Source organism: Kitasatospora sp. NPDC059462, from assembly GCF_042749955.1.
Taxonomy (GTDB): domain Bacteria; phylum Actinomycetota; class Actinomycetes; order Streptomycetales; family Streptomycetaceae; genus Kitasatospora.
In genome coordinates this window covers 1-10,483 of the sequence record NZ_JBHYUU010000238.1, presented here as the reverse complement: position 1 = coordinate 10,483, position 10,483 = coordinate 1, and the positions used below count along the sequence as shown (strand labels likewise).

The 10,483-nt window shown below is 75.5% G+C and carries 12 protein-coding genes, 1 tRNA gene and 1 riboswitch; of the genes, 5 read left to right on the top strand and 8 right to left on the bottom strand.

The genetic code is table 11. The annotated features are described in order from the left end of the window. Positions 1-42: 42 nt before the first annotated feature. From ACFXAM_RS34980 to ACFXAM_RS34970, 3 genes are all read right to left on the bottom strand, one after another. The gene (locus ACFXAM_RS34980; RefSeq protein ID WP_380297511.1) at positions 43-612 is read right to left on the bottom strand and encodes a TetR/AcrR family transcriptional regulator; all 570 of its coding nucleotides are present in this window, start codon (positions 610-612) and stop codon (positions 43-45) included. Between the two features lie 70 nt (positions 613-682). Next, a complete protein-coding gene (locus tag ACFXAM_RS34975; protein WP_380297509.1) occupies positions 683-1,510 on the bottom strand; it encodes an alpha/beta fold hydrolase in 828 nt (275 codons plus the stop codon). Positions 1,511-1,637: 127 nt separating this feature from the next. Continuing rightward, positions 1,638-1,928 (bottom strand): YiaA/YiaB family inner membrane protein, encoded by a 291-nt coding sequence (locus tag ACFXAM_RS34970; RefSeq protein WP_380297507.1) that lies wholly within the window; start codon positions 1,926-1,928, stop codon positions 1,638-1,640. A 245-nt stretch (positions 1,929-2,173) separates the two neighbouring features. Further along, positions 2,174-2,332: riboswitch (cyclic di-AMP (ydaO/yuaA leader) on the top strand. A gap of 12 nt (positions 2,333-2,344) precedes the next feature. Here ACFXAM_RS34970 and ACFXAM_RS34965 point away from each other — a divergent pair. Then, entirely contained in the window at positions 2,345-3,202 is an 858-nt protein-coding gene (locus tag ACFXAM_RS34965) for a M23 family metallopeptidase (protein WP_380297505.1), read from the top strand. Positions 3,203-3,260: 58 nt separating this feature from the next. Here the strand turns inward: ACFXAM_RS34965 and ACFXAM_RS34960 are convergent, their stop codons facing one another. Then, entirely contained in the window at positions 3,261-4,208 is a 948-nt protein-coding gene (locus ACFXAM_RS34960) for a hypothetical protein (RefSeq protein ID WP_380297503.1), read from the bottom strand. A 43-nt stretch (positions 4,209-4,251) separates the two neighbouring features. Between ACFXAM_RS34960 and ACFXAM_RS34955 the strand changes: the two genes are divergently transcribed. From ACFXAM_RS34955 to ACFXAM_RS34940, 4 genes are all read left to right on the top strand, one after another. Further along, positions 4,252-4,836 carry a GNAT family N-acetyltransferase gene (locus ACFXAM_RS34955; RefSeq protein WP_380297501.1) on the top strand — a complete coding sequence of 195 codons (585 nt, stop codon included), beginning with the start codon at positions 4,252-4,254 and terminating at the stop codon, positions 4,834-4,836. 124 nt (positions 4,837-4,960) lie between these two features. Next, positions 4,961-5,695 carry a sensor domain-containing protein gene (locus ACFXAM_RS34950; protein WP_380297499.1) on the top strand — a complete coding sequence of 245 codons (735 nt, stop codon included), beginning with the start codon at positions 4,961-4,963 and terminating at the stop codon, positions 5,693-5,695. Between the two features lie 80 nt (positions 5,696-5,775). Next, entirely contained in the window at positions 5,776-6,510 is a 735-nt protein-coding gene (locus ACFXAM_RS34945; protein ID WP_380297497.1) for a class I SAM-dependent methyltransferase, read from the top strand. A gap of 37 nt (positions 6,511-6,547) precedes the next feature. Further along, positions 6,548-6,997, top strand: a complete 450-nt coding sequence (locus tag ACFXAM_RS34940) for a GNAT family N-acetyltransferase (RefSeq protein WP_380297495.1) — start codon at positions 6,548-6,550, stop codon at positions 6,995-6,997. A gap of 136 nt (positions 6,998-7,133) precedes the next feature. On the opposite strand, the gene ACFXAM_RS34935 is transcribed toward ACFXAM_RS34940, so the two are convergent. From ACFXAM_RS34935 to ACFXAM_RS34920, 4 genes are all read right to left on the bottom strand, one after another. Next, positions 7,134-8,270 carry a hypothetical protein gene (locus ACFXAM_RS34935; protein ID WP_380297493.1) on the bottom strand — a complete coding sequence of 379 codons (1,137 nt, stop codon included), beginning with the start codon at positions 8,268-8,270 and terminating at the stop codon, positions 7,134-7,136. Positions 8,271-8,727: 457 nt separating this feature from the next. Next, positions 8,728-9,483 (bottom strand): hypothetical protein, encoded by a 756-nt coding sequence (locus tag ACFXAM_RS34930; protein ID WP_380297491.1) that lies wholly within the window; start codon positions 9,481-9,483, stop codon positions 8,728-8,730. 244 nt (positions 9,484-9,727) lie between these two features. Beyond that, positions 9,728-9,801 (bottom strand) — tRNA-Met (locus ACFXAM_RS34925). A gap of 86 nt (positions 9,802-9,887) precedes the next feature. After that, the coding region (locus tag ACFXAM_RS34920) for a PrsW family glutamic-type intramembrane protease (RefSeq protein ID WP_380297489.1) at positions 9,888-10,483 on the bottom strand (596 nt) is incomplete at its 5' end.

Below are 10,483 nucleotides of genomic sequence, written 5' to 3'. Positions count from 1 at the left end.
CAGATCCCGCTCCGGGCCCTTCGGCGTGCTCGGCCCCGCCGCTCAGGGGCGGGGCCAGCCGCGCAGACCGGCGGTCAGCACGGTGATCATCCGCTGCTGGGTCTCCCCGAGGTCCTCGGCGAGCTGGAAGGCGCCGCCGGTGGACAGGGCGGCGAAGCCGTGGGCCAGCGAGCGGAAGGTGCGGGCGGCGTGGATCGCCTCGGAGCCCTCCAGCCCGTACTCGCGCAGCACCGCGACGATCACCCCGACCAGCCGGCCGGCCGCCGCGGTGAGGTCCGGGTCCGGCTGCGGGGCCTGCGGCAGGGCGCCGTAGCGGTGCGGGTGCTCGGTGGCGTAGGCGTGGTACGCCCGCAGGACGGCGGCGACCGCGGCGTCCCCGCTGCGGCCGAGTGCCGCCTCGGCGAGCCGGTCGGCCAGCTCCCCGGTCACCCGGACGGCCACCAGCCGGCGCAGTTCGGCCAGGCCGCCGCTGACGTGCTTGTACAGCGAGGGGGTGGCGACCCCGGCGCGGGCGGCCACGGCGGCCAGGGTGAGGGCCTCGGGGCCCTGCTCGTCGATGAGGGCGAGGGCGTGGCCGACGACCTGCTCGGGGGTCAGTCCGACTCGGGGCACTGCGGTTCTCCTGGGAACGGGGGGCGGGGGCGGGGGACGGGCTCGGGACGCTTCGGGACGGCGGCGGCGCTCAGGCCAGGTCGGCGAGGAAGGACAGCAGGGCGTCGGCGGTGGCCCGCGGGTGGTCGGCCATCGGGTAGTGGCCCGCGCCCTCGATCATCACCTTGCGGGCGTTCAGCGCGGCGGCCTGCCGGTCGGCGACCAGCTCCGGCTTCGCGAAGTCGGGGTCCTTCGAGCCCATCACCACCAGCGCCGGGCAGCGCACGGCGGCCGTCCAGCCGACGGGCGCGGAGTCGCCGCGCACGTAGCCGCGGGTGGCGGTCCTGCGGCCCGGGGTGCGCATCGCGGCGACCAGCCCGGCCACGTACTCCTCGTGGTCGGCCGGCTTGGGGCCGGGGAAGGCCATCGTGCGGTGGTAGAGGCCCCAGAACCCGGGCGAGCGCACCAGCATCGCGCCCATCGCACCGACCACCAGGCGCTGCAGCGCGTTCGGCGGCACGTTCTCGACGAAGGCGTCCAGCAGGACGATGCCGGCGACCCGGCCGGGGGCGTCCCCGGCGGCCTTCACGACGCTGGCGCCGGTGTAGGAGTTGCCGGCCAGCACGGCCCGCTCGATGCCCAGGTGGTCCAGCAGGGCGAGGACGTCACCGGCGATCGCGGCGGGGGAGTAGTCGTCCCAGAGGATCGAGGACTCGCCGAAGCCGCGCAGGTCCATGGTGATCACCCGGCGGCCGGCGGCGGCCAGCAGCGGGCGCAGGTGCCGGTAGGCGGCCCGGCTGTCGAGCATCCCGGGGAGCAGCACGACCGGGACGCCCTCGCCGTGCGCGGTGTCGTCGAAGGCGATCCGGCCGCCGGGCAGGTCGAGGTGGCGGGTGACGGGGGCGAGGGTGCCGTTCATGGGGAGCCTCCTGGGGCGGGACCGTCGGCGGAGTGCCGATAGCCATAAAGCTAAGGCTAATAGCCTTAGCCGTCAAGCTATCGACTCTCGCCCGCCCGTCCGGCCGCGACCCGCCGTCGGCGTCCGGTCAGACGCCCTCCACCCGGAACGGGTCGTGCTCGGCCAGCAGCTTGTCCAGCCGCGCCTGGTCGACCCGGGTCACCAGCTCGGAGGTCTCCTGCTTGTCCCGGACCACCTTGGCGAGGGTGAAGGTGGAGGTGATCGTGTAGAGCAGGCCGAGGGCGAGGAACGCCCGGGTCCACGGCTCCACCGGGAGGAAGGCGATCCCGATGCCGAGGGCGGCGGCGGAGAGGGCGAAGGACAGCACGGCCTGGATGTGGTACGCGGCCGTGGTGCGGGACTGCATCGGTGCGCTCATGGCGTCAGGATGGCCGCGCCCGGCCCGGTCGCACATGAGTAGGCGTACTCAAGTGAGGGGTCGTTCGTTGACGTCCCGACACGTTCGGTAGTGTCAGTTGTCATCAAACGTCCCAAATCGCCCATCGGGTCGCGTGGTACCCGGTCCGTATCCCGCCGCCGGCAACGGACGGCTTGGAATCGGGGGGCTCTCGGATTAACGTTTGATAACGCAGCGCGGTCCGCAACGCCGTACCCAGACGGCACCGTGCGCCGTCGCCTAATCCCGCCGGCCGGCCTCCGGGCAGGCCAGGGAGCCGGGGAACCACGTTCCTTGGGGTGAATCGGCCAGGCCCAGGCCCGGCCGTAGGAGACCTTCCTGCTCCGAACCCGTCAGCTAACCCGGTAGGCGCGAAGGAAGGAAAGGAGCGCGCCTCCGTGGCGTCGACGCACACCCCGGCACACCCGTCCGGCACCCAGCTGCTCGACCACCCCGGCCCGTTCACCGGGCACGGCCCCTTCGGCGGCCCCGCCGACGAGACCGCCCCGCCGGCCGACGGGACCAGCCGGCACCGGATGCCCCGTCAGGGCCGCGGCACCGCTCCGCTGCTCGGCGTCACCGCCGTCGCCGCCACCCTGGGCGCCACCGGCTTCGCCTCCGCCACCCCGGCCGCCGCGCCCGCCGTCGAGGCGCCCGACGAGCTGCCGGCCACCCTCTCCGCCGACCCCGGCCTCGCCCTCGCCGCCCGCATCCAGCAGCAGGCCGACAGCCAGCGCACCGCGGCCGAGGAGAACGCCCGCGTCCAGGCCGCCCAGGAGGCCGAGGCCAAGCGCGCCGCCCAGGTCGCCCAGCAGGAGCAGGCCAAGCGCGCCGCCGAGGAGGCCGAGAAGGCCAAGCTCGCCGCCATCAAGCTGCCGGTGCGCGACTACCGGCTCTCCGCCCACTACGGCCAGAGCGCCCGCTACTGGGCCCACCTGCACACCGGCCTGGACTTCGCCGCCGACCAGGGCGAGCCGGTCTACGCGGTCGGCCAGGGCACCATCACCTCGGCCGGCTGGGCCGGCGCCTACGGCTACCGGATCGTCGAGACGCTGCCCGACGGCACCGAGATCTGGTACTGCCACCTCTCCTCGATCATCAAGGGCTCCGGCAAGGTCGTCCCCGGCCAGCAGATCGGCAAGGTCGGCGCGACCGGCAACGTCACCGGCGCCCACCTGCACGTCGAGGTCCGCCCCGGCGGCGGCGCGCCCGTCGACCCGGAGGCCTGGTTCGAGCAGCGCGGCGTCACCCCCTGACGCCTCCCCGCCCGCGCCCAGGGGCCCCGGCCGTCCGGCCGGGGCCCCTCGCGCGCTCCTACGCCCCGGCCGCGAGCCCGTCCCCGGCCCGGTCCGGGGCCTCGGCGCCGTCCCCGTCGCCGGCCTCGTCCCCGGCCGGCTCCAGCCCGGCCAGGTACGCGTCGATCTCCGCCTGACCCGGCTCCGGCGCCAGTTCCGGGAACTCCTCGACCAGCAGCCGCGGCAGCCCCGGCACCGTCCACGCGCCGGCCAGCTCCAGCGCCGCCCCGACCGCGGCCTCCTCGAACGCCCCGAAGTCCCCGGCCAGCTCCTCCGGCATCGGCCGGCCCAGCGCCGTCAGCTCCGCCAGGTTCCGGTAGCTGCGCTCCATCAGCCCCTGCTCCAGCAGCCGCCGGGCGCCGTCGGTGGCCATGCCGACCGCCAGTGTCCGCGCCCCGCCGTCCCAGCCCCCGTCGTCCACGGGGTCCAGCACGCCGTCCGCCTCCAGCGCCGTGAACGCCGCCGTCCGCTCCCGCGCCGGGAGCTCCCGGAACCCCTCCAGCCAGGCCCGCACCGCCGCCCCGTCGCCGGTGTCCACCCCGGCCGTGCGCAGCAGCAGCGCGTACAGCCGGGGCCAGGTCACCAGGTCCGCCCGGCGCAGCAGCCCGGCCGCCACCTCGCCCTGCCACTCGGCCTCCGCGTGCAGCCGTTCCTGGCGCTTGGCGTTCAGCCGCTTCGCCGCCCGCTGGTGGTCGACCAGCAGCCGCACCGCCGCGCCGTACGCCAGCGGATCCTGCCCCGGCTCCGGCTGGACGTACAGGTACAGGCGCTCGTACAGCAGGTGCTCCACCGCGGCGGAGGTCAGTTCCGGCCAGCCGTCGTGCATCCTGCCGCCGCCCAGCTCCAGCAGCGCCAGCACCGCCCGCAGCGGGGCCTCGGCGACCGGCTCGCGGCCCTCCGCCTCCGCCCAGGCGAGCAGTTCGGCGGCCTTGGTGCGCGGGGCGAGCCGCAGGTCTTCGTCTTCCATAACCACGAACCGTAACCGCTGGTCGGGGGTAGGGTCGGGAGCCATGGTCCCCGTCCGACTCACCGGCCGCCGGCTGGCCGTCCGCGAGTTCCACCACACCCCCGAGGACGTGGCGGCGCTGCACGCGGTGTTCGGCGACCCGGAGGCCACCCGCTACCTGCCGTTCGCGCCGCGCGACCACGAGACCTGCGCCGACCAGGTCGCCCAGTACCTGGAGGAGGCGGAGCGGGAGCCCCGGGAGGTCTACCGGCTGGCCGTCGTCCGCCTCGCGGACGCCGACGACCCGGCCCGCGCCGTCCCGATCGGCAACGCCGCGCTCGGTCTGCGCCCGCACGGGGCCGCCCACCTCGGCTACGCGCTGCGCCGCGACGTCTGGGGGCTCGGCTACGCGGGCGAGGTCGTCGGGCTGCTGCGGGACCTCGCCTTCGGCCCGCTCGGCCTGCACCGGCTGGAGGCCCGGGCCGATGTCGACAACGCCGCCTCGGTCCGGGTGCTGACCAGGGCGGGCTTCCGGCTGGAGGGCCGGGTCCGGCACGACTACCGGCGCCACGACGGCTGGCGCGACGCCTACCAGTACGCGCTGCTCGCCGACGACGAACCGGCCGGGGGCGCCGTTCAGGGGGGATAACCCCACCCCCGGTTCGCCGGGGAGCCGGATGTCCGGCCCGGGCGCGTTTTGACAGGCTGAGGGGGTCAGCAGGACAGACCCCACGAGCCCGACCCGCGACCGACCCGAGGGACCGAGACCGGCCATGAGCACCCACAGCATGCAGCGCGACGAGTACGACCACCACGCGTACGACGGCGGCGAGCGCCACGCCGTGGCCCGCCGCATCGAGGAGCCGCCGTACGCCTGGCGGGCCCCGTTCACCTCCTACTTCTACCGCGAGGTCGGCTTCACGCTGACCGGCCTGCCGTCGGCGGTCGCCGGCTTCGCCGTCGCGGTCGCGCTGTTCTCCTTCGGCGTCGGCACCGTGGTCACCGTGCTCGGCCTGCCGGTGCTGGCCGCGCTGACCGCCGCCGCCCGCGGCTTCGGCGGCCTGGAGCGCGCCCGGGTGCGCGGCCTGCTCGCCCTGGACGTGCCCGCCCCGGCGCCGGTCCGTGCCGTGCGCCCGGGCGTCTGGGGCGGGATCACCGCCCGGATCGCGGACGCGGCCGGCTGGAAGGCCGTGCTGTACCAGGTGGTGATGCTCCCCTGGGCGATCCTCAGCATGGCGGTGTCGCTGGTCTTCCTCTGCGTCGGCTGGGCGCTCGCCCTCTACCCCGTCTACCACTGGGTGTTCCCGCGCTACGTGGACTGGCCCGGCTACCGGGTCTTCGACTTCACCGGCAGCGACGGCGTCCGGCACGAGTACTTCATCGAGTCGCCGCTGCAGATCGCCGGGGTCTGCCTGCTCGGGATGCTGTTCGTGTTCCTGACCCCGCAGCTGGTGCGCGGCCTGACCAACGTCAACCGGCTCGCCGCCCGCGGCCTGCTCGGCCGCTGACCCCCGGCCCCGCCGACCGGCGGGCCCCGCCCGGACGCCTCCGGGTGCGGCCCGCCGGGGCCCGTGGTCGGATGGCCGCGATGGCCGACCGAACCACCCGCGCCCGGGCCGCGGCCCCGCCCGCGCCCCTGGTCACCTCCCGTCCGCTGGACGAGTACTGCGGCCTGTTCGGCCTCACCCGGGCCGGGATCGCCGCCCTGCCGGGCCCGCTGCTCGACTGCCCCGGCGGGGCCGCCGGGCTCGCCGCCGAGGCCCGCCCGCTCGGCTGCCTGGTCATCGCGGCCGACCCGGTGTACGCCCGCCCGGCCGGTGAGATCGCCGCCCGGGCCCTGGCCGCCCGGGCCGCCATGGCCGCCGCGATGGAGGCCCGCCCCGACCTCTACCCGGCCCGCCGGCACCGCCGGCCCGAGCACTACCTGCGCGGCTGGGACCGGGCCCGCCGGCTCTTCGCCGCCGACCGCGCCGCCCACCCCGGGCAGTACGTCGCCGCCGCGCTGCCCCGGCTCCCCTTCGCGGACGGCACCTTCGCCCTCACCCTGAGCGGCTACCTGCTCTTCGCCTACCCCGAGCTGTTCGGGCCGCAGCGGCAGCTGGCGGCGCTGGCCGAACTGGTCCGGGTCACCGCGCCCGGCGGCGAGGTCCGGGTCCACCCGCTGTACGACGGCGAGGGCCGCCGCACCGCCCGCCTGGACGCCGTCCGCCGCGCGCTCGGCGAGCGCCGGATCGCCAGCGAGGTCCGCGTACTGCCGCCCGCCGACCGGGGCGGCCGTGCTCAGCGGGTGCTCGTCCTGCGCCGGGCCGGGCCCCGCGCGTAATGGTCACAGATGCGGTTCACCCCTATACTCGTCGACCATGACCGAGATGTTGATCAAGTCGGCCGCGGCCTCGGACGCCGACCGGCTCACCGCGCTGATCCAGGACTGCTCCGCCTACCGCGGCGACTACGCGCCGATGATCGCCGGCTACCGGGTGACGCCCGAGTACCTGGCCGGGCACGAGGTCCACCTCGCGGTGCGTGCCGACGACGACCACCTGCTCGGCTTCTACGCGCTGATCACCGACCCCGCCGAGCTCGACCTGATGTTCGTCGCCGACGAGGCGCAGGGCCTCGGCGTCGGCCGCCGGCTGATCACCCACCTGCTCGACCGCGCCCGCGCCATCGGCATCACCGGCGGCGTCCGGGTCGTCTCCCACCCGCCCGCCGAGGCCTTCTACCTGCGGATGGGCGCCGAGCGGACCGGCACCTTCCCGGCCCGGCCGCCGATCGGCTGGGACCGGCCCGAGCTCCGCTTCCCGCTCTGAGGACCCGCCCTCGAACCCCCGGCCGCCGGGCGACGCGCCCCCGGCCCGGCGGGCGGGAGGTGCCCGCGGGCAGATGCACGCACCCGGACGCTGCCCGGCCTGCCCTCCGGGGGGCTCGAAGGCGGGCGGCCGCCGGCTAGGACCTCTGCTCGGACGCCGCCGGCTGCTGCGCCGGCTCCGGTCCGCCCGGCTGCTGCGGCAGGAACACCGGCGTGTCCAGCCCCGAGAGGATCTTCTCCGCCAGCCAGCTGCGGTCCGAGCCGTACGGGATCCCGTCCGGCGCCATCAGCCGCCCGGCCACCGCGTCCCGCAGCTGCCGCGCCTCCTCGGCCGGCAGCCGGGACATCAGCCCGCGCGCCGCCAGCAGCGCGTGGTACTGCTCGAACCCGGAGCGCGGACGCTCGATCGCCTCCAGCACGCTCGCCAGGTCGGCCAGCGCCGGATCGCCCTGCATCAGGGCCAGCGCCTGGACCCGCCGCCCCTCCGAGCCGTCCGCGAACAGCTCCCGCACCCGGGACGCCGTCAGTGCCGACCGCCGGGCCGTCGACCGGACCTCGGCCACCACCCGCTCCGGCCCGGCGGTCCGGTCCGCCGGCAGCATCGAGCCGGGCAGGTCGTCCGGCTGGCCGGCGCTGGTGCCGACCAGACCCAGGTGCTGCATCGCGCGCATCCGCAGGTCGTCCGCGCCCACCTTGTCGCCCTTGCGGTCCCGGTCCTGCCCGGCCAGGAAGAGGTCCAGCGCCTGGTCGGCGTCGGAGAGCACCCGCGGCAGCGCCAGCCGGGTCAGCAGCCAGCCCGCCAGGAAGCCCAGCAGCAGGAAGTACAGGACCAGCGCGGCCGCGAACGGCGCCGTGCCCGCGCCGCCGCCCAGGGCCGGGGCGAGCGCCGTGCCGAGCCGGTCGAGCCGCTCGCCGAGCGAGCCGAGCTGGGTCAGCCCGACGCCCAGCAGCACTTTGGTGAGCCAGTCCGAGACCTGCTCCAGGTTGGTGTTCGGCGCGTACGAGCCGTGCGGTTCCCCGCCCCCGCCGCCCTCCGCGCCCCCGGCGCCGCGCACCCGGGGCACCCCGAACAGGAACCCCAGCGCACCGCCGGCCAGCGTCGCCGCGCAGGCCACCACCAGTCCGCCGCCCAGCGCCTGCCAGGGGTGCGGCCGTCCCAGCGAGAACAGCAGCAGCCCCAGCAGGCCCGCGCCCAGCAGCAGCCCGGCCGCCGCCCGCTGCGCCGTCCGCACGGCCGCCGCGCCGCCGGTCCGCCCGGTCGCCGTCGTCGCCATCGCCCACCACCCCCAGTGCCCGCACCCCACCCCTGCGGAGCGCGCGCCGACTCTAGCGGGGATGCCCCCGACGCCGAGGGCGTGATGCCCCGCGCGGCCCGCGGACACACCCGTCCGGCCCCGTCCGGCCCCGTCCGGCCCGGCCGTGCGGCGTCCGGGAACGCAGACGGCCCGCGGGCTGCTCCGCGACGTCCGGGCCCTGCGAGGGGCCGGACGCCGAGGCACCGGGGATGTACCGGTGAGCCCGCGGGCCGGGTGACTGCTTGGGATTTCGCCTGCCGGAGGCCTGGGGCCCCACCCTGCGCAGGCAGGGGCGGCTCTAGCGAGCAGCCACCTCACGCATCCTGATGGAACTCAATTCAGGATCACCTCCTTTCAGTGTGCCGCCAGCGTAGGCAGGCCACCGGGTGGAGGGCAACGCATTTTGCCGCGGCCGTTCCGGCCGGCCGTCGCCGGATCAGGCGGGCGTGGCCTCGGACTTGAACTTCGAGTAGTCGATGACCTGGTCGGCCGGCGGGGCCTGGACGGTCAGCGGCTTGTCGATCTCGGTGAAGTCCGCCTGGCCGCCGCCCTTGCCGGTCTTCTCGATCCGCAGCGGGTAGGGGGTGCCCTCGGTGGCGACGTGCAGGACCATCTCGTCGCCGCTGCTGTTCTTGGACTTCACGCTGAAGCTCTTCGCACCGTTGACGGTGCCGGCCGAGCCCTTGGTGAGGTCGGTGGACTTGCCGTCCTCGACGAAGCTCTTGGTGAGGTCCTTCAGGTTGCAGGCGGTGGTGAGCTCCTTCATCTCCGGGTCGTCCTGGACGCCCGCGATGTAGCGGCCCTTGAGGAGCTCGGCGGCCTTGGCGCCGTCCGCGCCGCCCCCGGCGACGTTCGCGATGAACTCGCTGTCGGGCTTCAGGTAGACCTGCTTGCCGTCGCCCAGCAGCTCGAACTTGCCCACCCCGGGCATGGTGACGGAACCCTTGCACTGCCCCTTGGTGTCGACCGCCAGGTCGATGGTCATCTTCTCGTCGGCGTTGCTGATGGAGCCGACGACCTTGACCGAGGTGGCGCCGGCGAGGGCGTCCTTGGCCTTCTTCTGGATCTCCTCGGCGCTGAGCTTGGCGGTGTCCAGCTTCGTCGCGGAGTCCTTGTCGTCGCCGCAGGCGGTGGCTCCGGCCGCGAGCAGCAGACAGATCGCGGCGGTGCCGGCAAGGCGCTTCGAGAGCATGAGTGCTTCCTAACCCGGCGCGACAGTGCGCGTCCGAACGGGTGACTTTCCCGCTCAGTATGATCGAAATATTACTTAGGCGATCTTGACGCGCCGGGCCGTTACACCTTCGTGGCAGGACCGTGCCGCGGCCGGGACAGGTCCGGGACGGGTCCGGGACGGGTCCGGGGCAGGGCCGGAGCGAGCCGGCCGGGCATGACGAAGGGCCCGGAGGAAGAATCCTCCGGGCCCTTCGGCTACTGAGTAGCGGGGACAGGATTTGAACCTGCGACCTCTGGGTTATGAGCCCAGCGAGCTACCGAGCTGCTCCACCCCGCGTCGGTGAACACCACCATACGGGGAAGTCGCCCGGATGGGAAATCGGTTCCACATCCGCCCCCCGGGCCCGTCCGGGCCGGCACCGTTCACCCGCCCCGCGCCGGTCCCCGCGGGGTGTGCCGCCCGGCCCGGGTCCGGGCCCAGGCGGCGAAGCAGACCAGTGCCGCGAAGCAGGGCACCATCAGCACCGCGTACACCAGCAGGAAGCCCCGGGTGCCGAGGTCGGCCGCGGCGTTCCAGGTGCCGTGCAGGGCCATCGCCAGGACGAGCCCGGCCGGCGCCGCCAGCCGGGCCAGCGCACGGCGCCCGGTGGTGAGGGTCAGCGCCAGGCCCAGCCCGGTCAGCGCGGTGAACAGCGGGTGGGCGAACGGCGAGAGCAGCCCGCGCAGGACGAAGGTCTGCACGGTGCCGTCGAAGTCCCGCAGGCTCGGCGGCTCGCCGAGGCCGATGCTGTCCAGCCGCTGCTGCTGGTCGTCGGTGAACGCCCGCCCCAGGTAGAGCGCGTTCTCGGTGAAGGCGAAGCCGCAGGCGGTGATCCCGCCGAGCACCACCCCGGCGGCCAGCGCCCGCGGCCGGGAGCGGGCCCGCCGGTGGCCGGGGAACGCCGCCCGCCCGCCGGCCTCCGGGAGCGGCCCCGGGCGCGGCCGGGGCAGCGGGTGGGGCAACGGGCGCAGGTAGGGGC